We start from the raw sequence: 24,797 nt of genomic DNA on the forward strand, positions 1-24,797 counted from the left end.
ATGATTCAACTCGAGAAAATCTGTAAACAATATACGAACCACCATCATACGGTCCATGCCGTTGATAACGTATCCTTTTCCGTGGCTCCCAATGAACGCGTAGGCATTGCAGGTGGCAGTGGTTCTGGTAAAAGTACTCTCCTTAGACTGATTGCTATGTTAGAAAAACCTACCTCTGGGAGTCTGCGACTCTTTGGTGAAGACGTAACATCCATTCAAAACCATACAGAAATATATCGTTCCATGCAGATGATGTTTCAAAATCCCTTGGCGGTGATTCCTCCAAGGATGAACTTAGAAGCATTTCTTTTAGAGCCGTATATTAACTATGGTCTCATGGATATGGCGGCAGCAAAGGACGATATCCGTAAATGGATACAACGGGTAGATTTACCGGAGAATACGGTTCATAAATACCCTCACGAAGTCAGTGGTGGTCAACTGCAACGTGTTGTATTAGCACGGATCATGCTGATGAATCCAAAACTAGTACTCTTTGATGAACCTACATCAGCTCTTGATGCGGTGAATCAAAAGTTGGTGCTAGACCTCCTACAAAAACTACATACGGAACAACCCTTCGGCTACGTATTTGTCAGCCATGACATCGGCCTATTACAAGCCGTAACAGACCGAATTATCGTCATGAAAGACGGACAAATCGTAGAAACCATCGAATCAAAACGACTCAAAGAAGCGGTACATCCATATACACAAGCACTTGTGGAAGCAAGTGAGTAGAAAAAGAGCCCCTATGCTTTGATATGTCCCCCCCTTTACTGGTTGTCCAGTAAAGGGGGACATATCACAGTGAGGGGTCTTTTTATTTAAGTAGATTAAGATAAAATTGTTGGTATCAATAAATTAGTTGTATTGATAGAGGAGTTTATATAAAAGGGTAGAATAATAAATAATATAAGTTAAATTGTTGTTGGAGAGATTATATTGTTAGGAGAATATATGATGGAGCTGATAGATGAGTTCTTAGCGGTGTTGAGGGAGTCATTAGATATGTTGCATAATAATGATCAGTATTTAATAAATTATGAGGCTGATGAACCGGTGAAGAATGATGAACATGTTAGTGAACTATCTATTTCACATAAACTTAGTCATTATTTGGAGTTGTTTGTTACTGAATATCATGTGGATTGTGAATATAATCGAAATGTAGCTGATAAAAAAAGTATGGGGGAGAGTCGTATTAGACCAGATATTATTATTCATAAACGTGGCAATAATGAGAAAAATTTTGTTGTTATAGAGATAAAGCCATGGTGGAACCGTGATGATGTGATAAAAGATGAGACTAAGCTAGCATATTTGACAAACCAGGATAATGAATTTAAATATAAATACGGCTTGAGTTTAATTATTGAGCAAAGTAGATTAGACGATAAAGTTAAAATTTTTGAAAATGGTGAAGCTCAAGGTGATTATATAAAGGTATAAATAAGTTAACATATAGAAAAGAGGCTCCTTTTAAGGAGCCTCTTTCTATTCATTTATATTATTCAATTTCCGCTTTCAAATCAATTATATTTTTAGCAGCTACGCAGCCAGGGCAGTCACAGAATTCAGCGCCTTCCGCTTTGATGTCTTTAGCGTGTTGTAATAGGTTCGCAGCACCTTCTTTGCCAAGGATTTGGACTGCTAGTTCGGAACCTGCAAAACCAATTGTTTCATCGATGAGTGCGATGTTTTGTTCAGCTACGGACACGAGTTGTTTAGTAAGTTCTTCTTGCTTAGGCGTACCTTCTGCATCAATCCAAGACTGAGCGAACTCTTTTACTTTAGGGTTGCTTTGTGGTGCATCCAATAAAGCCTGTACGAGTTGTGTTAATTGTGTATGTGTCATGATGGACTCCTTTTATAAACTACTAACTATATAGAACAGTGCGCTAACTAGCATTATATGAGCACATATTCCCTTTGTTGAGATTATTATAGCATCTACAATTATTTTGAATAGTAGAATTATTTTGGATAGATACTATCAGATGTGATGGATTTGTGATGATAGCTGTATTAAATTTTTTTGGAAAATAGAAAAGAGGAATGCTTTCACATTCCTCTTTAGCTTAGTTAGAACAAATCTGAGTGGCTACCCGTGCGAGTTAAAGATAATACTAATATATCATCTTTAATTGCATAAATTAGAAGCCAATCTGGCTCGATGTGTAATTCTCTAAAGCCTTCGTAGTTTCCTGTTAATGGATGATCTTTATAACTAGGATCTAATAGCGTTTGATTCTGTAATTTAGTGATGATTGAATAGAGTTTATTGAGATCTTTACCGCGTTTCTTGGAGCGCTTTAGGTCCTTTTTGAACTTACTGCTAAGCACTAATCTCAACATAACTGATTACTCCAATCCTAAATCCTCAATCATTTCTTTTACATTAGCATATGATTTTGCTTTTACTTTTCCTGCTAATATATCTTTCGTTTCTTGAATAGCAGCTTCTGTTTCTGCATTATAACGAGGTTGTTTAGGTTGGAATGGAAATCCGCCTTCCATTAGTGATGTGTGGAGAAAAATATTAATCGCATCAGTTACGGATATGCCAAAGCTAGCATATAATGCTTCTAATTGTGCTTTTACAGCTGGCTCGATACGCAAACTGATAGAGGCTGTTTTAGCCATAGTATCACCTCCTGTTACTTATATTGTAATGCAAATGCTTTAAACGAGCAATCATATGATTACGAATTGCAAGCAAAATGCTTTTCTTTTTCTGGAGTTAAAATCCTTATAAATATAAGAATATTAGGGTCTTAGGTGATATAATTAACTTACTATATGTAGTTTGTTTACAGGGGATTGTATCATGAAAAAGGTTGTATGTGCGTTAGCTATGCTAGCTTTCATAGGTTCCATCAATGTAGTATCCGCAGATGATTTGTTGTGGTTTCGTCTTAATGGTAATTCTATTTATGACCAGCCTTATGGTGACAGAAATGAGTTTCCATGTCCTGATAGACTTGGTAGTTGTACTATTACTGATAGTGATTATAAAAGCACTCGTAAAGGTCAATCGCTAGAGGTATTTGGTACTGTATATGAGGCTCAGCAACATTTGAACTTTAAACCGCAGTTGCCAAGTGGGTTAGAGGGATTACGTCCTGTACATGTATCCATTGTGGATCATGATGTATTACAAGTTGTGTATGCTTATCATGAGCTTTTAAAAGGTAAGTATTTTGACAGAGTCGACGATATGCCGAAATATATTAAGTATCGTGTATCGACTCTATCAGGTAATATCGCAGGCGATTATAAGGATTACTTACCTCAGAAAAAGGATGTTGTAAATGGGATGACGGTAACTTATCGAATGGTGGATGACGACGTTTATTTAGCATCTTGGGAACATGAGGGGCAAAACCATGTGTTCTTATTTAATGAGCCAGTTTCTGTTGAGCGAGTTAGAAAATTGATTAACAGTGTAACATATTGAAAAACTATTTTAAGTGTAGTATATTATAGATAGCAATTGATAGTTGTGCAATTAACTACAAAATCCCCCGGAGCGGCAACTCCGAGGGATTTTTTACATTATATATGAAAATGAAGTTATTCATAGTGACAATATTTTACTTTTTTTGGTAGAATATCGATAGAGCAAAGTGTTGATTAAATGCGCTAAAGAAGCCCTTGCAAAGGATGGCGGTCCTAGCAAGGGGTTTTTTGTTGTGCCTGAAATCAAAAATAACGGAGTTTTTATGAACTTAGAAAATTACAAGATTTCAAAGCTGCCATATATAGAAAAAGGTAGTAATGAAATTATGGAAAGATACCAAATACGTGCACAATATGAAACGGAACCACCTCATGGTGATGCTATATATTCTATTTCTATCAAAGGCAAAACATTGCCATTTTGGATTTATGGTAGGGATGTTACTTTCATAGGTAGTAGTATGGTTATGGTGGAGTCTGTAAGATGTAAAACTTGGGATCCCATAGAAACTGTCATTATTGATTTAGAGAATGAAGTATATGCTAATCTTAAGGAATGGTATACAGATATTTCATTTGTTAATAATCGAATAGAGCTTACTAATCAAGTTGTAAAAATGGATAAGAGAATTCTGAATAATTTTGAGGCTTTAGAGTGGGTAAGCTTTTAAGAGTGATTGAGTAGAGGGCACATTGACTATGCCATAGTGAATTGTTATTCTATATATGACAAGGGATGTCAATATGTGACATAGTCTCATATGAACGAAAAATAGCAGGGCGGCCACCCTGCTATTTTTTACATTATTACGGTAATGCTAGAGCGTTGGGCTAGTTGCTAAATAAAAGGGCTAGGAAAGCGTCTAACCACTTGCAAATGTAGTAGGCGAGTACATTTACCATGACGGCTAGACAAAACAAATAAAATAGCTGTCACAAATACGAAATAGACATCGTAATTTATGACAGCTGTTTTGGCAGTACATAGTCAATTTTATAGTGTAATTATTTAGTTAAATTCTATTTTTTAAAAGCCTCGCCGATGGAATAAATACCGTCAAATAAGAAACCGAAAGCGATGAAATAGATAAATGCTTTACTGGAAATGATTGGCTCGAATATAAGTAATAGGCCTAATAGTAAAAGAATTAGTGCAAGCCATTTTGCATTACGTCCCATGAGTGACACTATACTGTCTGGGTTTCTCGATTTAATGAAAATAAAGATGGCTTCAATTACCATCCAGATGCCGATTGTGATTGGGAGTACTAATGGTAGGAATGCAAATCCGCCGAATATTAAATAGATACCGAATAGAGCGTTGATAATACCGCCAATGAGATGCCAGCCGCTTCTCATTGCAGAAGGCAATCTAAAATAATTTATAATGCCACTGATTGCATTGGCAAAGAAGATGATAGACATAACCCAAGTGAATGCAAAGAGGTTAATAAGCGGATTTAATAGTAAGAATATCCCTAGGATAATACTTACAATACCCGACAAAATATAAAAGAATTTGTTTGAACCACTCATAATAATTCCTCCAATCATTGGTACTGCTTATTTTCAGTATGCGTGAAATCATAGGGAATGTCAAACTGTAAGGATAAAACTGTGCTTTCACAAAACTCACATGTCCACCTTGTTGACACAGTCTATAGAATACCGTATAATACCTTTATATCTTAAAACAAGCTATGAATGGGTATAAAGGTTTACAAATCCTACTTTCAGAGAGTTGCCGGTTGGTGCGAGGCAATAGAGGTTGTACGCTGACACTCTCCCGTGAGCTTTGATGGCGAATGCAGCAGTAGTCATCGACGGTGGTTCCGTTATACCCGCAACGAGTCCCAATTAGGGTGGTACCGTGTTATGAATATAACGCCCCTTTGAGCAACGACAGTTGTTCTGAGGGGCTTTTTTTATTGTAAAAGTCTAGTAAAATTACTGATTTGATGTATCTACGTTGGCTTCAGCCGAAATAGCGTTGAAATCGGCGATTTTACTAAACTTTCACAATAGATAGATATAATACAGCGTTATGTTTTATTAGTATAGAAAAGGTGAAGATTATGGATCAAAATCGCGTATATTTCTTCGATACAACCCTTCGTGATGGGGAACAAACACCAGGTGTGTCTTTACAAACTCCTGAAAAAATTGAAATTGCGAAAGGCCTAGTGCGCCTCGGCATCGATGTAATTGAGGCTGGTTTCCCAGCAGCATCCCCTGGAGATTTTGAAGCAGTACAAACGATTGCACGCGAAGTGAAAGGTGCAACAATTTGTGCGTTGGCACGTGCTAATGAAAAGGATGTACAAAAAGCGATTGATGCGTTGAAAGATGCGGAACGTAGCCGTTTACATGTATTCATTGCTATTTCCGAACTTCATATGGAATATAAATTAAAAATGACTCGCCAAGAGGTATTGGATAAGGTTAAATCCGTATTGGCATATGCAAAAGGTAAGGTTGATGAAATCGAGTTCTCTGGTGAAGACGCGGCACGCTCTGATTTAGATTTCGCATGCCAAGTATTTGGTGTTGCCATTGCTGGTGGCGCTACAATTATTAACGTACCAGATACAGTAGGTTACATGAACCCTAATGAGTTCGGTGATAAAATCCGCTACATTAAAGAACATACACCAGGCATTGAAAATGCCATAATCTCTGTTCACTGCCATGACGACTTAGGCCTTGCCAATGCGAATACGTTAGCCGCTATTAAAGCAGGTGCACGACAAGTAGAAGGCACAATTAATGGTCTGGGTGAACGGGCTGGTAACGTCGCGATTGAAGAAGTAGTAATGGCTCTTAAAACGCGCCATGATTATTTCGATGACCTTCAAGTGAACATCGATACAAAACAATTTACGAAAGTATCTAAGCTTGTGAGCCGTTTAACAGGTGTTGTAGTTCCTCCAAATAAAGCAATCGTTGGCTCTAATGCCTTTGCACATGAGTCTGGTATTCATCAACATGGTATGATGAGTAATCCTGAAACGTATGAAATCATGACTCCTGAGTCCGTAGGGGCTGAAAAAACAGACCTCGTATTGGGTAAACACTCTGGCCGTCATGCCTTTGCAGATCATTTGGCAAAACTTGGTTTCCAATCTTTCACAGAAGAGAAAATCAACGACCTCTTCGCTAAATTTAAAGAATTGGCAGACCGTAAAAAACAAGTATACGACGATGATATCGTAGCCCTCGTAGTCGATAATATGCACCATAAAAAAGCATTCGAGCTCGTGGCTCAATACTACAAATTGGGTGAAAAAGGCTACGCTTACGCAGACGTTCGCCTCATGACACCAGAAGGTGAAAAAGCAGATGCTGCGGTCGGTGATGGTCCAGTAGACGCATCCCTTAAAGCGGTTGAACGTGTTGTGGGCTTGCCAATCAGCTTAAAAGACTACCAAATCCGTGCTATTACAGCTGGTAAAGATGCCCTTGGGGAAGCAACCCTTAAGGTAGAATACAACGGTCGCTTGTATCATGGTCGTGGTATCAGCACCGATATCGTTAAATCAAGTGTAAATGCATATATTAATGCAGTAAACTCAGTATTCCTAGCTATGGAGCTAGAACAACAGGAGGAAGAATAATATGGGTATGACCATTACTGAAAAGAATATGGCTCGCCATGCGGGTCTTGATGTGGTAAAACCGGGCCAAATCATCGAATGTCATTTGGACGCGGTGTTGATGAACGACATCACATTCCCACCAGCGCGCAAAGAGTTTTTGAAAATCGGCAAACCTGTATTTGACCGTCATAAAATCTACTTGGTACCTGACCATTTCACACCAAATAAAGATATTCAATCCGCTACTCAAGCTAAGGTAATGCGCGACTTCGTACGCGAACATGGCATTACAAACTACTTTGAAGTCGGTAGAATGGGTATTGAGCACGTTATTTTGCCAGAAAAAGGCCTTATCGGCCCTGGGGAAATGATGATCGGTGCTGACTCCCATACTTGTACATATGGTGCGGTGAATGCATTCTCCACAGGCGTAGGCTCCACTGATGCAGGCGTTGCTATGGCTGAGGGTAAAACTTGGTTCAAAGTGCCTGAAACTATTAAGGTTGAGCTTATCGGTAAACCTAACAAATGGGTTACTGGTAAAGACGTAATCCTTGATTTAATCGGTCAAATCGGTGTAGACGGCGCTCGTTACATGGCTCTTGAATTCGCTGGTGAAGGCGTACAACACATGACTATGGCTGACCGTCTTACAATCTGTAACATGGCTATCGAAGCTGGCGGTAAATGTGGCGTATTCCCTTACGATGAAATTACTGAAGAATACATCAAAGGCCGCGTAAATCGTCCTGTAGAACCTATTAATCCTGATCCTGATGCGGTATATGCCCAAACGATTACAATTGACTTGTCTAAATTGCAACCAGTTGTAGCATTCCCTCATTTGCCATCCAACACACATTACATCAACGAAATCGACAAAGACATTAAAATCGACCAAGTTATCATCGGTTCTTGTACAAATGGCCGTTACGAAGACTTGGTAGCAGCTGCGGAAATTTTCAAAGGCCGCAAGGTGGCTCCGTTCGTTCGTTGTATCGTAATCCCTGGTTCCCAAGATGTATATGACCAAGCTATGAAAGATGGTCTATTGGATATCTTCATTCAAGCTGACTGCGCTGTGTCCACGCCAACATGTGGTCCATGCCTTGGCGGTTACATGGGTATCATGGCTGAAGGGGAACGCACTGTTTCCACTACCAACCGTAACTTCCGTGGTCGTATGGGTCACGTTGATTCTGAAGTATATTTGGCAAGCCCTTACGTGGCGGCAGCAAGTGCTGTATTAGGCCGCATTGCAGGCCCTGAGGAGGTTTAATATGGATTTTGAAAGCAAAAAAATCTGGCGCTACGGCGACGATGTAGATACAGACGTAATCATTCCGGCTCGTTACTTGGCAATTGCTGACTGGAACGAATTGGCTGAACATGCCATGGAGGATATTGATACTACATTTGCTCCAAACGTGAAAGCTGGCGAAATCATGGTAGCTGGCAAAAACTTTGGTTGTGGTTCCTCCCGTGAACACGCACCAGGCGTTATCAAAGCGAAAGGCGTGCCTGTTATCATAGCACACTCCTTTGCACGTATCTTTTTCCGCAATGCTATCAACATCGGTTTGCCAGTAATTGAAATCGGTGAACAAGTTGATCGCATTGAAGCAGGCGATGCTATTGGTGTAGACTTGTCTAAAGGTATCGTGTACAACTTGACTAAAAACGAACAATACCAAGGGACTGAATTGCCACAATTCATTCAAGATATTGCGGCAGCTGGCGGTTTAGTGAACTTTGCGAAAAACCGTAAGTAATACTACGTGGCCGATCCTCGGTGATGCGCTGCCGCTCCAGCTAGCTTAACGGTCTGCGGCATAGCCTTGACCTGCTAAAGTCGCGTTAGCGCATGCACCTCGGATCTACGTGTTTTATTATTCGGCTTTAGTTAAAACTTTAAAAACCTAGCCGCTACTAAAATCTTTAATGAATTTGTGGCGGGGGAATTGAAGGAAAGATAAGTTTGTGGTTCATCCATAATATTGGTTATATGGAGAGGTAATATGAGCGAAAAGAATATCGTATTGATTCCTGGTGATGGTATCGGTACTGAGATTATTGCTGCAGCGAAGGCTGTGTGTGATGTGGCTTTTGAGAAAGCTAATGTAAAGGTTAATTGGATTGATAAAAAAGCGGGCGGTGCGTCTATTGATGCATACGGTGTGCCGTTGACTGAGGATACGATTGAGGCTTGTAAAGCTGCTGATGCTGTATTGCTTGGTGCTGTAGGCGGTCCTAAATGGGATAATGTAGATCCTGCTATTCGTCCTGAGAAAGCAATCTTAGGTCTTCGTAAAGAGCTTGGTTTGTTCTGTAACTTGCGTCCTGTAAAAATCTATCCATCCTTGCAAGAGTATTCTCCTCTTAAAAAGGAACTCGTACAAGATGTAGATTTCGTTATCGTTCGTGAGTTGACTGGCGGTATTTATTTCGGCGAACGCGAAGAGGCACAAGGGGAAGGTGCTAACGAGTTTGCATGGGATAAAGAAACATACAGCCGTTACGAAGTAGAGCGCATCATGGACATCGCTATGGAAACAGCTCGCAAGCGTAACAAAAAGGTTGTATCCGTAGATAAAGCAAATGTATTGGCTTCTTCTCGTTTGTGGCGTAAAATCGCTCAAGAGAAAGCGGCAGCTAATCCAGACATCGCAACAGATTACTTCTACGTAGATAACACAGCAATGCAACTCGTTGTAAATCCTGCACAATTCGACGTTATCGTCACAACAAACTTGTTCGGCGATATCTTGTCTGACGAAGGCGCTGTTATTTCTGGTTCCATCGGGCTTTTACCATCTGCATCCATGGGTACTGGCACAGCGTTGTACGAACCAATCCACGGTTCTGCACCAGATATTATGGGCCAAAACTTGGCGAACCCATTGGGCACAATCTTGTCCGCAGCTATGATGTGCCGTCATTCCCTTGATTTACCTCAAGTGGCTGACGCTATTGAAAAAGCTGTGGAACAAGTGCTCGTTGACGGTTACCGCACAGGCGATATCTACCGTGAAGGGTTGAAACGGGTAGGTACCACAGAAATGGCGCAAGCTGTAATCGAACGTTTATAATAGGTGCGATTGAGTGCGTACTTATGTATTGAAGAGAGGGTAGTAAGGCCCTCTCTTTTTTGTGGGAGGCGTTATGTTATCTTATTTTTTACTTGCTTTATCTATAGGGCTTGAGCTATTTGCTACGACTATGTTGAAAGCATCTGATGGCTTTACGCGGCCGTTACAGACTATTGCTTGCGTATGTGGCTATGTAGGATCTTTCTATACATTGACGCATGTACTGAAATATATTCCACTCAGTGTTACCTATGCTACCTGGTCTGGCGTAGGTCTCGTGGTGACAGCACTCATTTCTGTTTTTATCTTTAGTGAGGGCTATAATATGTACACTATTTTTGGAATAGGTCTTATTGTAGTTGGTGTTGTCATCCTTAACTTGTGGGGGAACGTAGGTCACTAATCTATAAGACTGTTAACGTAGCCATTCATTAGATTGGTCTTATATTATAATTACCATAATCATATTGTTAGATGAGAGAAGAGCTAATAAGGAGGCCTTTATGAATTCTTCCATGTATCGAAATTTAACCATTACTGCGTTATTGATGGCATTAGCCATCATGATTCCTATTATGATGCCTCTGAAAGTTGTCATTCCACCGGCTTCGTATACACTAGCGAGTCATGTACCTATATTCCTAGCCATGTTCTTGTCCCGTAAGATGGCTGCTTGTGTCGTAATCGGTTCTACGCTAGGTTTCTTTGTAGCTGGCTTCCCTATTGTTATCGTTATGCGCGCTGCATCTCATATCATCTTTGCCTTGATGGGTGCTTATTATATTAAACACCATCCAGGCGTATTAACAGGGGCGTTATCTTTCGCTGCATTTAACCTTGTCTGTGCCATTATTCACGCTATTGGTGAAGTGCTTGCGTGTCTATTATTCTATACGACAACTACGATACCTAATATCGATCTAATTTATGTCGTATTCGTTCTGGTAGGCGGCGGTACTATCGTTCATAGTATGGTTGATGGATATATTGCATTATATATCTATAAAGCTATCCCAGGATTATCTAAGCCTGAGAATAAATAATCGGACGTTATCCTAGCTTATCTAAGTTAGATAATAAACAACCCGCTATTAAAACTGCATATGTTTCTAACCACTCATGGTGTATCAATGGTATACTAATATAAAGTATTTGCTTACCCATGAGTGGTTTTTTAGAATAATTATCAAATCTGTACCTACAGATACAGACTTAACTATGCGATATGGGTATAATAAAACCATAGTTAATGACCGAGTTGTGATATATGCATAGGTATATAGATAGGTACATATACACAAATACCACATAGGCCATACATATTGTTAATTGTGAAAGACTTTCACAAGAATTATGGAGGTTATTATGAGAAAGCATATAAAAAATAACGTATCTTGGGTTGGTAAAATTGATTGGGAATTGCAAGAATTCCACGGTTCTGATTACAGCATTAATAATGGATCTAGTCAAAACGCGTACTTGATTGAAGAGGAAAAAACCGTCCTCATCGATACCGTATGGAAACCTCATTCCTCAGAGTTTATTGATAATTTGGAATCTGAAATTGATCTAAACAAGATTGATTTTATCGTATGTAATCACGGCGAAGTCGATCACAGCGGTTCCTTGCCAGCTTTGATGGAAAAAATCCCTAATACGCCGATTTACTGCACAGAAAATGCCGTTAAGTCCTTGGTTGGTCAATATCATCATCCAGAATGGAATTTTAAAACTGTGAAGACAGGTGATTCCGTAGATATCGGTAACGGTAAATCTTTGGTATTCGTAGAAATGCGCATGCTCCATTGGCCTGACTCTATGGCAACCTATATGACTGGTGACAATATTTTGTTCTCTAACGATGCGTTCGGACAACATTTCGCGGTAGAAGAATTGTGGGCCGATAAGGCTGATCAATGTCGTCTATGGGCAGAGGCGATGAAATATTACGCTAATATTTTGAATCCATTCTCTCCATTGGTAAAAGCTAAGGTTGAAGAAATTCAAAAGCTCAACTTGCCAATTGATATTATCGCTACTAGCCATGGTGCAATTTGGCGTGAAAATCCATTGCAAATCGTAGAGAAATACTATGAGTGGTCTCAAGCATACCAAGAAGATCAAATTACAGTCGTATATGACACTATGTGGGATGGTACAAAGAAATTAGCCCATAAAATTGCTGATGAGATTGCTAAACAATCTCCTGATACACGGGTTAAGATCTTTAACATCAGTAAAACAAATAAAAACGACATCATGACAGAAGTATTCAAATCAAAAGCGATTGCCGTTGGTTCTCCGACAGTAGGGAATAGTGTTATTTCTTCTGTAGCTGGTTGGCTCGACTTTTTGCGTGAATTGAAGTTCAAAAATAAAAAGGCTGCCGTATTTGGTACCTACGGTTGGTCTGGTGAATCTACGAAGGTACTTCGTGAAGAATTAACTAAATATGGTTTCTCCGTGGTAGAACCTGAAATTAAATGTAACTGGAATCCAGATACAGATGATTTTGGTAAAGCAGAAGAACTTGTAAAAGCCTTGTTGGCATAATATACAAAAAGCTCCTAACGTTCATATAACGTAGGAGCTTTTTGGTTTTTATGATAGCTATGGAAAGAATATGGATGCTGTATATATAGATTAAGCCTTGTTTTGTAAACTTATGCGGATATTTTGGGTGATATGTGCATACTTATCAACTTATTTAAGTAGATATAGAATATTATTAATGATAAAAATAAAATTATTATAAAATCCAGAAAAATGATTAATTATTCTCTTATCGGAATTTCAGAAAGCGTTCATGAAATTAATGTGAATAAGGGCTGATGCATAATTTGAAATATTTACAATGCTTATTAAAGTTATGATTATTTATAAGTCGTACAAAATATATTCTGTAGAATCCTTAAAAAGCTGTGATTTTTCTTACTCATCAATAAAGTTGATGAGTATATTAATATAATAAAGAATACCAGTAATCATGCTATTTTTCGCTATTATGAAGAGCTATTAATGAACTTTATATGGAAAAAAGTCTTGTTTATATCGTAAAACTTTGATATGCTATGCGAGTAATCAACAATATAAATTTTTCTTAAAATGAATTGAATATATTTCTTAGCTTAGAATAAGAAGTATATTTTATCAGCCCGAGGAGAGAGGCGGAACTTAGAGAAAATGAAAAATTGTATTGTGTTTGGTTAAGAATTTTAATTTAGTGAGGGTGTAAGATGAGAGAAAACAAACATTCCAAAAAATTAGCATTTGCTGTATTAGCTGCAGCTGCAGCAGTAGGTACTGCTGTTGCTCCTGTTAGTGCAGCAACACCTGTATCTACAGCAGATGGTTTTATTTTTGCAGCCGTAGGTGATCAAGCTGGTCAAACTCCAGATATTACACATAATAGTGTTTCTTATGGTACTGTTGCAAATGGTACAGCTACTAGTATTGCAGTTGGTCAAGGTAATACAATTACAAGCGCTAATGGTTCTAGCAGTGCATACGGTAACCAAAATACTATTAATGGTAACCAAGCTAATGCTTTCGGTGATGGTAACACTGTAACAGGTGCGTTTGCACAAGCTTTCGGTGATAGCAACGTGATCAGTGGTACAAATGCTATCGGTTATGGTTATAACAATACTGTAGAAGGTACAACTACAAACTTCCGTGATCGTACTTTCGATAATGAGCCTGATTCTGCTACATTATTAAACGGTTCTTGGAATAGCAACTCTGTAGCTATTGGTTCTAAAAATACTGCAAAAGGTAGCTCCGCATTGGCAGTAGGTAATGAAGCAAAAGCTCAAATGAGCGAATCTATTGCTATCGGTCACGAAGCTCAAGCTGACAAAACTTGGGGCATTGCAATCGGTACTCGTGCAACAGCTTCCGATGTACGTTCTTTAGCTCTTGGTCACCAAGCAAAATCCGCTGGTTACAAAGCTAATGCTATCGGTGCTGATGCTACAGCTAATGGCAACCATGCTAATGCTATTGGTTCCTCTGCAACAGCTACTGGTGATCATGCACAAGCATTCGGTGCTGGTGCTCAAGCAACAGGCCTACGTACTAACGTATTCGGTTCTGATGCAGCTGCAACTGCTGATTACAGCATTGCAATCGGTAACAAAGCTAATGCATCCACTGCAAACTCCATCGCATTAGGTGCTAATTCTACTACTCGTTCTGCAACAAATGTAACTAGCGCAACTGTAGCTGGTCATACATATGGTGGCTTCGCTGGTACTAGCCCTGTAGGCTCTGTATCTGTTGGTAAAGCTGGCGAAGAACGCCAAATTCACAACGTAGCAGCTGGTAAAATTTCCGCTGATTCTACAGATGCTGTAAATGGTAGCCAATTGTACTCCGTAGCAAACGATTTACAAACTCAAATTAACAATTCTACACCAGGTGCAATCAACAACAATATTACTAACTTGAACAACCGTGTTGGTAATGTTGAAAAACGCGTTAATAAAGTAGGTGCAGGTTCTGCTGCATTGGCTGCTTTACATCCATTGGACTTCAACCCAGATGACAAATGGACAATCGCTGCTGGTTATGGTCACTACCACAATGCTAACTCCGCTGCATTGGGCGCTTTCTACCGTCCTAACGAAGATACAATGTTCTCCGTTGGTGGTACAGTAGGTACTGGCGAAACTCAATTGAACGCTGGTGTATCTATTCGTCTTGGTAAACGTTCCCCTGAGTCCCGTTCCCGCGTAGCTATGGGTCGTGAAATTGCTGAATTGAATGCACGTCTTCAAGATATGGAAAACAAATATAACAACTTGTTACAAATCTTGACTCCACATGCAATCGATCCTAGCAAAACTGCGGAATTCCCAGACGTTCCTCGTAATCACTGGGCTTACCAATACATTAGCCAATTGGCTGGTAATGGTATCCTTGTTGGCTACCCTGATGGCACATTCAAAGGCGACGTTAAAATGACTCGTTACGAATTCGCTACTATGTTGTACCGTGCACTTCAAAATGGTGCTCCTATCGATGACAACATGAAACGTGCTATGAACGAATTTGGTCCTGAATTACAAAATATTCGTCTTAACCACTTCCGTATTGACCGTATTTCTGGTACTGACAACGATCGTCATAAAACAGAACGTGTTCGTGTTAACAACGAACCAAAAAATCAACGTGACGTATACGGTTCCCGCATTAACCAATAATACGTTGATAACAACTTCCCCTCGAGCTCGTGAAAGCTCAAAAACAGGATGTATCCTTGTGATACATCCTGTTTTTTTGTACTTATATAGATATTAATATATTGCCTCTAAAATAGTAATATTTATACAGTCTATGTATATTGGATAACTTTTATAATAGAGAAGTGTTGATGCCGGATGATATATTAATATTACAATATATCATCCTCTATTTTCTTATTGGGTATTAAAACTTCATGTAATATTTATGTGAAAATATTGCAAGTAAATTCATATAGGTGTATAATAACTTTTATCAGATAAATAAATATACATAGTTTGTGAATAAAAATATAAAGACGAGGGAAAGACCATGAAAGAATTTAGACAATTAACAGTAGCGGATACAGCAGAATATCATAAGGTATTAATCGACGGCTATGCGGCGATTAAAGACTATCCAATCACATTCGATGCCATTGACTTTACAGAAGAAGAATCCAAGGAGTGGATCGAAACCTATCCTGTATATGGATTGTATATTGATGGGCAACTTGTTAGTTCTATTACGTTCTGTATGCCTTGGGTCAAATATTCAACACCAGATAAATTTCCGCATATTGCTCACTTTGTAACTGCGCCTGAGTTTAAAGGTAAAGGCTATGCTCGGGAAACATTAGGCTATGCGGAAGAGTTGTTGATTAAGCAATTTAAAACTCCTGCCGTTACATTAGGTACAGCACAAGAGCATCCATGGTTGCCTAAGATGTATGAATCTTTTGGGTTTAAAGCCTATGATAAAGTTCATTTTAGAGGCAAACAACATACTACAATACTTTTTAAAAAAGATTTACTATAGTAAATCTTTCTATATATACTAACTAAACCTTATACATGATTTCATTTAATAGGACGTGTCTTAATAATAAGATTTTAAAAGCTACGTTAAATGGAGTTAATGTGTAAGGTTTATTTATATAAAAAATGAATATTTAGGTATATAATATAAACTATATATAGTTTATCTGTAGACTATGAGTTTATAGATGGTTTGTTGAAAGGATGTGAGACTATGTTAGTCTTATCTGGTATTTTAGTGATGGTCATCGGCCTGATGCTACGCTTTAATGCCTTGTTAGTTGTCGTAGCCGCTGGGTTTGTAACGGGCCTTGCAGGTGGTCTCAGTATCAACGATATCGTTGGTGCCATTGGGGAGGCTTTCGTTAAAAATCGTTATATGTCATTATTTATTTTGATTTTACCTGTTATTGGTCTTATGGAACGTCATGGCTTACGTGAACGGGCAGAAATTTTGATCGGCAAGATCAACGCTGCTACGGCTGGTCGTATCTTTATGATTTACTTATTTGTACGCCAAGTAACTGTAGCTTTTGGTATTAACATGTCCGGTATGGTGGCTATGGTTCGCCCATTGATTGCCCCTATGAGTGAGGCTGCGGTAGCCCAAGGTCGTCCTGTATCTCAACGTACACTTGATAAGGTGCGTGGTATAGCTGCTTCTGCAGATAACGTTGGTAACTTCTTTGGCCAAAACTTATTCCTTGCTGCTGGTGGATTGTTACTCATCAAAGGTGTTATGGAACAATTAGGGTATTCTGTGGAATTAACAGATATGGTATTGTACGGATTGCCAACAGCTGTTTGTGCCTATATCGTTAACTTTATTCGTTTTATTATTTTTGATAAAACAATTCAAGCCTCTGTAGCTCGTGACGAAGCTGATATGAAAGCTGGTAAATTAGTACCTAATGAATTTAATATCCTTGTTACACCAGAAGAATTAAAGAAGGAGGCTGAATAATATGTTAGAAATACTCTATAAAATGCAGCCCTTAGATTATGTATACCTTCTCGTAGGGATCATCTTATTTATCTTTGCTATTCAATCATTTTTAGATAAAGAACATAAATATCGTATCGGTACAGGTTTATTCTGGCTCTTGTACAGCGTGTCCTTTATCTTTGGCTCTTATCTTTCTAAAGAAATCAATGGTTGGCTCGTAATTGGCATGGCAGCTATCGTCTTGGTAAAACAACTCGGCAAAGGTCATTACTCCGAATCTCCTATCGAATTTAAAAGAGACGAAGCTGTTCGTATCGGTAATATTATTTTTGTACCAGCTTTACTTGTTGGTATCATTACCTTCGTAATTGGCTTCTTTACTAAGCTAGGTGCTCTTGTAGGGCTTGGTATTGCAGCGATTATTGCGATGTGTGCCGCTCTTTATATTACAAAAGGTACACTTAATCAAGGCTTCCATGAAGGTCGTCGTCTTATCGATGCGATTGGTTGGACTGCTATTTTGTCCCAACTATTAGCTGCTTTAGGCTATCTATTTAATTTGGCTGGCGTTGGTAAACTTATTTCCAGTGCTGTAGCAAGTGTAGTACCAGCAGATAATGTATTCCTCGTAGTTGTTGCATACTGCATCGGTATGGTTATCTTTACAATGATTATGGGTAACGCGTTTGCAGCCTTTGCAATGATTACAAGTGCCATCGGTATTCCAATGCTTGTTGTGGCTCATGGTGCAAATCCTGCAGCTGTGGGTGCTATTGCAATGCTTGCTGGTTATTGTGGTACCTTGATGACACCTATGGCAGCAAACTTTAATATCGTACCGGTAGCACTCCTTGAAATGCGCGATCAATACGGCGTTATTAAAGCACAAATTCCAATTGCATTAATTATGCTCGTATTAAATATCTTATTAATGTATTACTTTATTTAACATATTCACTGTAAAAGAATAATAGAGGTAGTGTGATGAAAACAATTTTGATTACAGGATTTGATCCATTTGGCGGTGAACCAATTAATCCTGCTTGGGAAGCCGTTAAAACGATGGATGGTTATACTGATGGTGATTACAAGGTAGTAACTCAAATGGTTCCTACTGTTCGCTATACATCTGTTGATACAGTGAAAGAAGCAGCCCAAAAATGCGAACCAGATTTTATTCTATGCGTTGGTCAAGCAGGTGGTCGTCCTGATATTACAGTAGAACGTGTCGCTATTAACTGTGATGATTTCCGCATTCCAGATAATGCAGGCAATCAACCTGAAGATGAACCTATCGTAGTTGATGGACCTAGTGCCTATTTTGCAACGTTGCCTATAAAAAACATTGTTAACGCATTGCACCAAAATGGTATTCCTGCTAAGGTTTCTAATACTGCAGGGACCTTCGTATGCAATCACTTGATGTATGGCGTGTGCCACTACGCAGCACAAAAAGGAAATATCAAGGCAGGCTTCATGCATATTCCGTACTTGCCATCTCAAGTGGTAGATAAACCAAATCAACCAAGTATGGCTGTTGAAACTGTACGTGCCACATTGGAAACCATCGTTCACGTATTAGCTCATGGTGAAAGCTACAAGGCACAAGATATTAACTATACTACACCTCATGAATAAGAGTTTTAGATGTAATAGTCTATAATTCTAGAGGTCTATGTAGGGCTAGATTTAGCTTTCAATTACTATGTAATATAAGATTTAGTCCTACATTGCTATATTGTTTTGTAATGTATTTCAGTACATAAAATAACATTAATCTATAAGATATTGTGTGATATCTATATGAGAGAAGGTCTTTTTGATGCATAAAAAGTTAGTAGCAAGTTTAGTTTCCTGTATGGTATTAGGTTCTGTAAGTGTGTATGCAGCCAACCCATTTTCCGATGTAGATGCTTCTAGTTGGGCGTATCAATCTGTTGAACAATTAGCAAGTGCAGGTATTATCAATGGATACCCAGATGGAACTTTCAAAGGAAATAATCCTATTACGCGTTACGAAATGGCTCAAATGGTGGCTAAAGCGATGGCTAACCAAGATAAAGCCAATGCTGAACAACAAGCGATGATTAATCGCTTGGCAGATGAATTTAGTTCTGAGCTTAACACGTTGGGCGTACGGGTAGCAAAATTAGAAAACCAAGTCGGTAATGTAAAGGTGACTGGTAACTATCGTTTGCGTTACCGTGGCAGCGAGTTGAAGGATGATAACTATGCGTATGGTAAACATTCCTCCTTTGATTATCGTGCTCGCGTTATCTTTAATGCTAAGGTTAATGATAAAACCGATGCAGTCGTACGTATTCAAGGCTCTAGCGAACTTGGCAATAGCAATGCCACACAAGGTAAAATTAATCTTGCCTATGTAGATCATCATTTTGGTAAGGATACTACATTGCGCGTAGGTCGTCAGCTCTATACACCAGGCCTAGGTCTTATGTATGACGATCTCGTTGATGGTGCTCGCCTTATGTACAAACATGGCAAACTCGATGTATCTGCTAGTTATGGTTATTGGTTGGGCGGTGCTCCTACTTATCAAACTAGAGAAAATACAGTTACGGCAGCTATGGTTGAAGTGAAGGGCAAACTTAATAAACATGTAACACTTGGCGGTATGTATGGTCGCTTCCATGACGGTAAATTGTACCAAGGTCAAGACGTTGATGCGTTGACAGGCAAACAAGTTAAATCTTTCATTGATTCTCCATACAAAAACATTTGGGGACTTAATGCAAATATGAACTTTAACCGTTGGAATGTATTCGGTGAATGGCTTACAGCACCAGGCGTTTCTGATTCTCATGCATGGATGACTAGCCTTGGTTATGGTAATTATGACATTAAGAAAGCTCATACTTATAGCGTACGTGGTCAATATTACTACCAAGAAGGGAACTCTCCAATCTTTAGTAGTGCCTTTGCTCCTGCTTATAGCTTCTACAATCAACATTATGTAGATACTAAAGGCGTCGGCCATGTACGTAATGGGTTTAAAGGTTTCGTAGCTAATGTAAACTACGTACCATTCCAAAATGTATCAATTGGTGCTTACTATGGCTTTGGCAATAAAGACATGGACGGCAATAAATTAGGTGATTACTGGCGTACAGATGTAAACTTCATGTTCTAATATATGTTGTTTGCATAATACATAATCGTTATATACTACATAGTAGTTATATAATGCCTAATATCTACATAGTTTACATAGCATATAATATCTACATAACACATAATCTACATAAAGCTCGAGTTATATCTAAAAAGATGTGGCTCGGGCTTTTTTTACCTTTAGTTACTACTTTGTTAATACATGTAATGTTATAATAAATGAAAATATTACTATTTGTGGAGTGTGATATAGAATGTATGAAATCGTAAATGAACCAAATTTAACCATTGCCTTTGATATGGATACAGAGTTATCTCCATTTGGTGTGTTTGGCATATATATTAAACGGGGCTATAATATTTGTTCTGGATATATTGACCCTAGTGATTGGTCAGGCATTCGCGCTGGTTATAAAGCCTTAGTTAACTTGTATGAAAACTGCAAAGGGGAAGCAACCTTTACAAATATTCTGACAGGAGAAGGGGATACGCTAACATTCTCGTTAGACCAAAAGGGTGCTTTGACAATGGATGTTACTATCTGTACCACTTGGAATTACAAATGTAATATGACTATTGAAAGTTTAGATCAAACGTATTTGCCAAGGTTTATTGAGTTTTTTAAAGAGTTTTTAGAGCGAGAGCCGAAATAAAAAGAGTCGCATCAAAGGATGCGACTCTTTTTTGTACCCAGTTTCTATATACAATTATTTTGTAACAACTTTAAGATCTACAGGGATTTTAGCGTCAACAGCTTCGCCTTTGATAACTTTTTGAGCTGTATCGATAGCGATTTTACCCATTTGGTCTGGTTGTTGAGCAATTGTTGCAGCCAATGTGCCGTCTTTAACAGCTTTGTCTGCGTCAGCAGTACCGTCGAAGCCTACGATGAAGATTGTTTTGCCTGCGGATTTAGCTGCTTGGATAGCGCCCAATGCCATTTCGTCATTATGAGCGAAGATAGCTTGTACGTCTGGGTTAGCTTGCAAGATGTTAGTTGCTACGTTCAAACCTTTTGTACGGTCGAAGTCAGCACTTTGTTTTGCTACTACTGTTAAGTCTTTGTCAGCTACGTTGTGGAAACCTTGGCCGCGTTCACGAGTTGCGGATGCACCAGGGATACCTTCGATTTCAGCTACTTTAGAACCTTTGCCAACTTTATCAACGATAAGTTGAGCTGCCATTTCGCCGCCTTTTACGTTATCGGAAGCGATGTGAGACACTACCTTGCCTTTGTCCGCAGAGCGGTCAACAGTGATTACAGGAATATTTTTAGCATTTGCTGCTTCTACGGAAGTAGAGATAGCTGCAGAGTCTACAGGGTTGATGATCAACACGGAAACGCCGCTTTCAATTAAGTCGGAAATATCGTTTGCTTGTTTTGCAGGGTCGTTTTGAGCGTCAACGATTTTAACTTTAAGACCAAGTGCTTTAGCTTGAGCCTCAACGCCTTCTTTCATAGATACGAAGAATGGGTTGTTCAATGTGGAAACAGAGAAGCCGATGGTGCCGGATTTTTTGTCGCCGCCGTTATCAGCGCTTTTACCACAGCCTGCTACAAGACCGATAACCATGATAGCCATCGCCAACAGTAACAATAGTTTTTTCATAGGAACCTCCTAGGCTTTCTTGCGGTCTGCAAGAACAGCCAGTAAAATAACAATACCTTTTACGACTTGTTGATAGAAACTGGTAACGTCGAGAATATTTAACCCGTTGTTGAGGGTACCGATAATTAGGGCACCAATTAATGTGCCAACGATATGACCACGGCCACCAGCAAGGCTTGTGCCGCCAAGAACTACGGCTGCGATAGCGTCAAGTTCGTAGCCTGCACCTGCTGTAGGTTGTGCAGAGTTAAGACGAGAAGTGATGATTGCACCAGCGATACCACAGAGCATACCAGTCAAGGCATACACGAAGATTTTAACGCGGTCAATCTTGATACCAGCAATGTAACTAACCTTTTCGCTACCACCTACGGCGTATGTTTTACGGCCTAAGGATGTGCGGCTCAATACGAACCAAAGGATGATGAAAGCTAGGAACATTGTGATTGCTGGAACTGGAAGGCCCGCAATATCCCCTTGGCCAAAGCCGTGGAATAGAGGATCTTGGGTAAGGCCAGAGATTGGGTTACCGTCTGTGAATACTAGCGTCGCACCACGGTAGATGGTCATGGTCGCCAAGGTAGCAATAAATGGAGCTACTCGGCCATAGGTAATAACGAGACCGTTAATACCGCCCAATACAAGGCCTGCACCTGCGGCTAATACGATAGCCAATACAGGGTCAGTACCAGTTACGATGAGGTTGGCCATCACTGCACTAGAAAGGGCAAGGATGGAACCAACGGATAAGTCGATACCGCCAGTTAAGATGACGAACGTCATACCAAAGGCGATGATTGCATTGATGGATACTTGGCGCAACAAGTTACGCAAGTTAGAGAATTCAAGGAAACTGTCGTTCATGACAGAGATAATTACAAATAATAGGATGAGGCCGATGAGAGGGCCTAATTTTTTTACATATTGTAGAGCTTTGCTGTCCATTATTGTCCTCCTGTAGCTAATGTCATAATCGATTCTGGTGTTGCTTCGCTGCGGTCCAAGATACCTGCTACGCGACCTTCATGAATGACCATAACGCGATCGCTCATGCCCAGTACTTCGGGTAACTCAGAGGACACCATAATAATGGACACACCATCGTTCGTTAATTCGTTCATTAAATCATAAATATCACGTTTCGCACCGATGTCGATACCGCGTGTCGGTTCGTCCATGATGATAATAGATGGCTTTTTACCAACCCATTTCGCGATAACCACCTTTTGTTGGTTACCACCGGATAGGGACGATGCCGGTTCGTGAATAGATTGTGTTTTAACGCCTAGTTTTTTAGACAATTCGTCAGCAAAGGAATTGAGCTTGCCCTTATCCAATATATGAGATGGGCAAATTTCACCAAGGTTCGGCAATGTAATATTGGAACCGATGGAAAAATCGAGGATTAAGCCTTCGCTCTTTCTATTTTCTGTGATGAAAGCAATGCCAGCTTTGATGGCATCTTCTGGTTTTTTACAGTTCAGAACGGAGCCGTTAACTGTTACGGTACCGCCATTATGTTTATCTACACCAAAGATAGCGCGCATGATTTCTGTACGGCCAGCGCCCATGAGGCCTGCTACGCCGAGGATTTCGCCTTTGCGCAAGGAGAAGGAAATTTCGTTGTCGAAACCTTCTGGTTTGAGGTTATCTACGCTCATCACAACCTCGCCTGGTGTTGTAGTGCGAGCAGGGTAGAATTCGTCGATGGAACGGCCTACCATGTGGCGTACTACTTCGTCTACAGAAATCTCAGCAGTTGGTTTTGTAATGATGGTGTGACCATCACGCATAACTGTGATTGTATCGCATTCACTAAATACCTCTTCCATACGGTGAGAGATATATACGATGGCAACGCCACGTGCTTTCATTTTGCGCATCATGTTAAATAATGTCGCCGTTTCACGTTCTGTAAGGGCCGCTGTTGGCTCGTCCATGATGACAACCTTTGCATCTAACATCAAGATGCGAAGGATTTCTGTCATTTGTTGGTGCCCAACGGAGCAAAGGCCTGCCTCAGTTGTGAGTGGTAATTCGATGCCTAGCTCGCGGCATGTATTTTCTGCCTCAGCGAGCATCGCTTTTTTGTCGAGCATACCAAATGTATTGCGCTTTGGTCTCATTAAATATAGATTTTCTAACAATGTTAGATTTGGCCAAATGTTGAGCTCTTGGTGGATGAAAGCCACACCGTTTAGCTCGGCCTCTCTCGGGTTCGGGAAGGTACGTTCTATGCCGTCGATGGTGATTGTACCAGCGTCTGCCTTGTGAATGCCCGTAAGGATATTCATGAGGGTGGACTTGCCGGCCCCGTTTTCGCCCATCAAGGCGTGAACCTCGCCCTCCTTGAGGGTAATACTTACATCGCGCAGTACTTGGTTCGTACCAAATGCCTTCGCAATGCCTGACATAACAATTTCCATAACTACTCCTATATGATTGGTGAAAGTATCTCTAATGCATGTAATAGATTAGATGGTTAGTTAATCTACTACTCTAGGGACGATCGCTAAAGATACAATCGGCGCGCAAGATAATGTTCGCATACGGAGATGCTTCACCAGTTCTAATAATGCATTTGCATTGTTTTGTTGCTTCTTTGAAAGCTTCATGGCTCGTTTCAATCCATTCATATTGATTGGAAGGGAAGGTAGATTCTAAGAAGTCATAAGCCTTAGGATTGTTTTCCTTAATTTCCTTTGCCACATGAACCGCTTCAGATTTCATGTGCTTAGCGATGATGGATACCACTTGTTCAAAGCTTGGTACACCAAAATCTAAGGCTAAGTCAATCTTTTGAACCCCTTCAGGTACTGGCAAACCACAGTCAGCAATACAAATCGTATCTGTATGACCAAGATCTGCAAGAACCTTAGCTATATGGCTATTTAAAATGCCGTGTCGTTGCATGGTAAACT

The 24,797-nt window shown here is 39.7% G+C and carries 26 protein-coding genes and 1 other annotated feature; of the genes, 18 read left to right on the forward strand and 8 right to left on the reverse strand.

All coding sequences use genetic code 11. The features are described from left to right. Positions 1 to 741: an ABC transporter ATP-binding protein gene (locus VCHSUH03_RS02960; protein ID WP_105094016.1), complete on the forward strand. Its 741-nt coding sequence runs from the start codon at positions 1 to 3 to the stop codon at positions 739 to 741. Between the two features lie 219 nt (positions 742 to 960). Next, positions 961 to 1,452 carry a hypothetical protein gene (locus tag VCHSUH03_RS02965; RefSeq protein ID WP_241567128.1) on the forward strand — a complete coding sequence of 164 codons (492 nt, stop codon included), beginning with the start codon at positions 961 to 963 and terminating at the stop codon, positions 1,450 to 1,452. Between the two features lie 58 nt (positions 1,453 to 1,510). Here VCHSUH03_RS02965 and VCHSUH03_RS02970 read toward each other — a convergent pair whose 3' ends face one another. The 3 genes from VCHSUH03_RS02970 to VCHSUH03_RS02980 all read right to left on the reverse strand — a co-directional run bounded on the left by VCHSUH03_RS02970 (position 1,511) and on the right by VCHSUH03_RS02980 (position 2,646). Further along, the gene (locus VCHSUH03_RS02970) at positions 1,511 to 1,858 is read right to left on the reverse strand and encodes a hypothetical protein (RefSeq protein ID WP_105094018.1); all 348 of its coding nucleotides are present in this window, start codon (positions 1,856 to 1,858) and stop codon (positions 1,511 to 1,513) included. Positions 1,859 to 2,085: 227 nt separating this feature from the next. Further along, positions 2,086 to 2,358: a type II toxin-antitoxin system RelE/ParE family toxin gene (locus VCHSUH03_RS02975; RefSeq protein ID WP_105086330.1), complete on the reverse strand. Its 273-nt coding sequence runs from the start codon at positions 2,356 to 2,358 to the stop codon at positions 2,086 to 2,088. Positions 2,359 to 2,364: 6 nt separating this feature from the next. Further along, positions 2,365 to 2,646: a type II toxin-antitoxin system RelB/DinJ family antitoxin gene (locus tag VCHSUH03_RS02980; RefSeq protein ID WP_004697933.1), complete on the reverse strand. Its 282-nt coding sequence runs from the start codon at positions 2,644 to 2,646 to the stop codon at positions 2,365 to 2,367. A gap of 184 nt (positions 2,647 to 2,830) precedes the next feature. On the opposite strand from VCHSUH03_RS02980, the gene VCHSUH03_RS02985 reads away from it, so the two are divergent. Both VCHSUH03_RS02985 and VCHSUH03_RS02990 read left to right on the forward strand, forming a co-directional pair. Beyond that, a complete protein-coding gene (locus VCHSUH03_RS02985; RefSeq protein ID WP_105094019.1) occupies positions 2,831 to 3,460 on the forward strand; it encodes a hypothetical protein in 630 nt (209 codons plus the stop codon). Between the two features lie 265 nt (positions 3,461 to 3,725). Further along, positions 3,726 to 4,133: a hypothetical protein gene (locus VCHSUH03_RS02990; protein ID WP_105094042.1), complete on the forward strand. Its 408-nt coding sequence runs from the start codon at positions 3,726 to 3,728 to the stop codon at positions 4,131 to 4,133. 349 nt (positions 4,134 to 4,482) lie between these two features. On the opposite strand, the gene VCHSUH03_RS02995 is transcribed toward VCHSUH03_RS02990, so the two are convergent. Then, the gene (locus tag VCHSUH03_RS02995) at positions 4,483 to 4,998 is read right to left on the reverse strand and encodes a DUF308 domain-containing protein (protein WP_105094020.1); all 516 of its coding nucleotides are present in this window, start codon (positions 4,996 to 4,998) and stop codon (positions 4,483 to 4,485) included. Between the two features lie 155 nt (positions 4,999 to 5,153). Next, positions 5,154 to 5,357 (forward strand) — a binding site (T-box leader). 180 nt (positions 5,358 to 5,537) lie between these two features. Between VCHSUH03_RS02995 and VCHSUH03_RS03000 the strand changes: the two genes are divergently transcribed. The 14 genes from VCHSUH03_RS03000 to VCHSUH03_RS03065 all read left to right on the forward strand — a co-directional run bounded on the left by VCHSUH03_RS03000 (position 5,538) and on the right by VCHSUH03_RS03065 (position 20,919). Next, complete coding sequence (locus VCHSUH03_RS03000) at positions 5,538 to 7,076, forward strand: 2-isopropylmalate synthase (RefSeq protein ID WP_105094021.1); 1,539 nt, start codon at positions 5,538 to 5,540, stop codon at positions 7,074 to 7,076. A gap of 1 nt (position 7,077) precedes the next feature. Continuing rightward, positions 7,078 to 8,337, forward strand: a complete 1,260-nt coding sequence (gene leuC, locus VCHSUH03_RS03005; RefSeq protein ID WP_105086334.1) for a 3-isopropylmalate dehydratase large subunit — start codon at positions 7,078 to 7,080, stop codon at positions 8,335 to 8,337. Between the two features lies 1 nt (position 8,338). Beyond that, positions 8,339 to 8,830, forward strand: a complete 492-nt coding sequence (locus VCHSUH03_RS03010) for a 3-isopropylmalate dehydratase small subunit (RefSeq protein ID WP_105094022.1) — start codon at positions 8,339 to 8,341, stop codon at positions 8,828 to 8,830. 246 nt (positions 8,831 to 9,076) lie between these two features. After that, entirely contained in the window at positions 9,077 to 10,147 is a 1,071-nt protein-coding gene (gene leuB / locus VCHSUH03_RS03015) for a 3-isopropylmalate dehydrogenase (RefSeq protein WP_005381431.1), read from the forward strand. 73 nt (positions 10,148 to 10,220) lie between these two features. Beyond that, positions 10,221 to 10,550 carry a DMT family transporter gene (locus tag VCHSUH03_RS03020; protein ID WP_105086336.1) on the forward strand — a complete coding sequence of 110 codons (330 nt, stop codon included), beginning with the start codon at positions 10,221 to 10,223 and terminating at the stop codon, positions 10,548 to 10,550. 100 nt (positions 10,551 to 10,650) lie between these two features. Continuing rightward, a complete protein-coding gene (locus VCHSUH03_RS03025; RefSeq protein WP_105086337.1) occupies positions 10,651 to 11,190 on the forward strand; it encodes a hypothetical protein in 540 nt (179 codons plus the stop codon). Positions 11,191 to 11,512: 322 nt separating this feature from the next. Further along, positions 11,513 to 12,700, forward strand: a complete 1,188-nt coding sequence (locus VCHSUH03_RS03030) for an oxygen-binding di-iron domain-containing protein (RefSeq protein ID WP_060925001.1) — start codon at positions 11,513 to 11,515, stop codon at positions 12,698 to 12,700. Between the two features lie 683 nt (positions 12,701 to 13,383). Beyond that, positions 13,384 to 15,351 carry an S-layer homology domain-containing protein gene (locus VCHSUH03_RS03035; protein WP_105086338.1) on the forward strand — a complete coding sequence of 656 codons (1,968 nt, stop codon included), beginning with the start codon at positions 13,384 to 13,386 and terminating at the stop codon, positions 15,349 to 15,351. 352 nt (positions 15,352 to 15,703) lie between these two features. Beyond that, entirely contained in the window at positions 15,704 to 16,189 is a 486-nt protein-coding gene (locus VCHSUH03_RS03040) for a GNAT family N-acetyltransferase (RefSeq protein WP_105094023.1), read from the forward strand. 213 nt (positions 16,190 to 16,402) lie between these two features. Next, the gene (locus VCHSUH03_RS03045; protein WP_105094024.1) at positions 16,403 to 17,152 is read left to right on the forward strand and encodes a DUF969 domain-containing protein; all 750 of its coding nucleotides are present in this window, start codon (positions 16,403 to 16,405) and stop codon (positions 17,150 to 17,152) included. Between the two features lies 1 nt (position 17,153). Beyond that, positions 17,154 to 18,083, forward strand: coding sequence for a DUF979 domain-containing protein (locus VCHSUH03_RS03050; protein ID WP_105094025.1), 930 nt, complete (start codon positions 17,154 to 17,156; stop codon positions 18,081 to 18,083). 35 nt (positions 18,084 to 18,118) lie between these two features. Beyond that, positions 18,119 to 18,772 carry a pyroglutamyl-peptidase I gene (gene pcp, locus VCHSUH03_RS03055; RefSeq protein WP_105094026.1) on the forward strand — a complete coding sequence of 218 codons (654 nt, stop codon included), beginning with the start codon at positions 18,119 to 18,121 and terminating at the stop codon, positions 18,770 to 18,772. Positions 18,773 to 18,956: 184 nt separating this feature from the next. Beyond that, the gene (locus tag VCHSUH03_RS03060) at positions 18,957 to 20,285 is read left to right on the forward strand and encodes an S-layer homology domain-containing protein (protein ID WP_105094027.1); all 1,329 of its coding nucleotides are present in this window, start codon (positions 18,957 to 18,959) and stop codon (positions 20,283 to 20,285) included. A 235-nt stretch (positions 20,286 to 20,520) separates the two neighbouring features. After that, positions 20,521 to 20,919: a hypothetical protein gene (locus VCHSUH03_RS03065; RefSeq protein WP_105094028.1), complete on the forward strand. Its 399-nt coding sequence runs from the start codon at positions 20,521 to 20,523 to the stop codon at positions 20,917 to 20,919. Between the two features lie 54 nt (positions 20,920 to 20,973). Here VCHSUH03_RS03065 and rbsB read toward each other — a convergent pair whose 3' ends face one another. The 4 genes from rbsB to rbsD all read right to left on the reverse strand — a co-directional run bounded on the left by rbsB (position 20,974) and on the right by rbsD (position 24,789). Further along, a complete protein-coding gene (gene rbsB / locus VCHSUH03_RS03070) occupies positions 20,974 to 21,876 on the reverse strand; it encodes a ribose ABC transporter substrate-binding protein RbsB (protein WP_105094029.1) in 903 nt (300 codons plus the stop codon). A 9-nt stretch (positions 21,877 to 21,885) separates the two neighbouring features. Continuing rightward, a complete protein-coding gene (locus VCHSUH03_RS03075; protein ID WP_105094030.1) occupies positions 21,886 to 22,821 on the reverse strand; it encodes an ABC transporter permease in 936 nt (311 codons plus the stop codon). Then, positions 22,821 to 24,302: a sugar ABC transporter ATP-binding protein gene (locus VCHSUH03_RS03080; protein WP_105094031.1), complete on the reverse strand. Its 1,482-nt coding sequence runs from the start codon at positions 24,300 to 24,302 to the stop codon at positions 22,821 to 22,823. The genes VCHSUH03_RS03075 and VCHSUH03_RS03080 overlap by 1 nt, the downstream gene beginning before the upstream one ends. 73 nt (positions 24,303 to 24,375) lie before the next feature. Continuing rightward, entirely contained in the window at positions 24,376 to 24,789 is a 414-nt protein-coding gene (gene rbsD, locus VCHSUH03_RS03085) for a D-ribose pyranase (RefSeq protein WP_105094032.1), read from the reverse strand. Between the last annotated feature and the right edge of the window lie 8 nt (positions 24,790 to 24,797).

It is taken from the genome of Veillonella infantium, from assembly GCF_002959895.1.
Classification (GTDB): domain Bacteria; phylum Bacillota; class Negativicutes; order Veillonellales; family Veillonellaceae; genus Veillonella; species Veillonella infantium.

Bases quoted from the DNA above. Each gene is read 5' to 3' on its own strand.
- VCHSUH03_RS02965 (WP_241567128.1), top strand. From the start codon at position 961: ATGATGGAGCTGATAGATGAGTTCTTAGCGGTGTTGAGGGAGTCATTA.
- VCHSUH03_RS02980 (WP_004697933.1), bottom strand. From the start codon at position 2,646: ATGGCTAAAACAGCCTCTATCAGTTTGCGTATCGAGCCAGCTGTAAAA.
- leuB (WP_005381431.1), top strand. From the start codon at position 9,077: ATGAGCGAAAAGAATATCGTATTGATTCCTGGTGATGGTATCGGTACT.
- VCHSUH03_RS02985 (WP_105094019.1), top strand. From the start codon at position 2,831: ATGAAAAAGGTTGTATGTGCGTTAGCTATGCTAGCTTTCATAGGTTCC.
- VCHSUH03_RS03035 (WP_105086338.1), top strand. From the start codon at position 13,384: ATGAGAGAAAACAAACATTCCAAAAAATTAGCATTTGCTGTATTAGCT.
- leuC (WP_105086334.1), top strand. From the start codon at position 7,078: ATGGGTATGACCATTACTGAAAAGAATATGGCTCGCCATGCGGGTCTT.
- VCHSUH03_RS03065 (WP_105094028.1), top strand. From the start codon at position 20,521: ATGTATGAAATCGTAAATGAACCAAATTTAACCATTGCCTTTGATATG.
- rbsD (WP_105094032.1), bottom strand. From the start codon at position 24,789: ATGCAACGACACGGCATTTTAAATAGCCATATAGCTAAGGTTCTTGCA.
- VCHSUH03_RS03075 (WP_105094030.1), bottom strand. From the start codon at position 22,821: ATGGACAGCAAAGCTCTACAATATGTAAAAAAATTAGGCCCTCTCATC.
- VCHSUH03_RS02990 (WP_105094042.1), top strand. From the start codon at position 3,726: ATGAACTTAGAAAATTACAAGATTTCAAAGCTGCCATATATAGAAAAA.
- VCHSUH03_RS03040 (WP_105094023.1), top strand. From the start codon at position 15,704: ATGAAAGAATTTAGACAATTAACAGTAGCGGATACAGCAGAATATCAT.
- VCHSUH03_RS02995 (WP_105094020.1), bottom strand. From the start codon at position 4,998: ATGAGTGGTTCAAACAAATTCTTTTATATTTTGTCGGGTATTGTAAGT.
- rbsB (WP_105094029.1), bottom strand. From the start codon at position 21,876: ATGAAAAAACTATTGTTACTGTTGGCGATGGCTATCATGGTTATCGGT.
- VCHSUH03_RS03025 (WP_105086337.1), top strand. From the start codon at position 10,651: ATGAATTCTTCCATGTATCGAAATTTAACCATTACTGCGTTATTGATG.
- VCHSUH03_RS02975 (WP_105086330.1), bottom strand. From the start codon at position 2,358: ATGTTGAGATTAGTGCTTAGCAGTAAGTTCAAAAAGGACCTAAAGCGC.
- VCHSUH03_RS02970 (WP_105094018.1), bottom strand. From the start codon at position 1,858: ATGACACATACACAATTAACACAACTCGTACAGGCTTTATTGGATGCA.
- VCHSUH03_RS03030 (WP_060925001.1), top strand. From the start codon at position 11,513: ATGAGAAAGCATATAAAAAATAACGTATCTTGGGTTGGTAAAATTGAT.
- VCHSUH03_RS03060 (WP_105094027.1), top strand. From the start codon at position 18,957: ATGCATAAAAAGTTAGTAGCAAGTTTAGTTTCCTGTATGGTATTAGGT.
- VCHSUH03_RS03000 (WP_105094021.1), top strand. From the start codon at position 5,538: ATGGATCAAAATCGCGTATATTTCTTCGATACAACCCTTCGTGATGGG.
- VCHSUH03_RS03050 (WP_105094025.1), top strand. From the start codon at position 17,154: ATGTTAGAAATACTCTATAAAATGCAGCCCTTAGATTATGTATACCTT.
- pcp (WP_105094026.1), top strand. From the start codon at position 18,119: ATGAAAACAATTTTGATTACAGGATTTGATCCATTTGGCGGTGAACCA.
- VCHSUH03_RS03080 (WP_105094031.1), bottom strand. From the start codon at position 24,302: ATGGAAATTGTTATGTCAGGCATTGCGAAGGCATTTGGTACGAACCAA.
- VCHSUH03_RS03020 (WP_105086336.1), top strand. From the start codon at position 10,221: ATGTTATCTTATTTTTTACTTGCTTTATCTATAGGGCTTGAGCTATTT.
- VCHSUH03_RS02960 (WP_105094016.1), top strand. From the start codon at position 1: ATGATTCAACTCGAGAAAATCTGTAAACAATATACGAACCACCATCAT.
- VCHSUH03_RS03045 (WP_105094024.1), top strand. From the start codon at position 16,403: ATGTTAGTCTTATCTGGTATTTTAGTGATGGTCATCGGCCTGATGCTA.
- VCHSUH03_RS03010 (WP_105094022.1), top strand. From the start codon at position 8,339: ATGGATTTTGAAAGCAAAAAAATCTGGCGCTACGGCGACGATGTAGAT.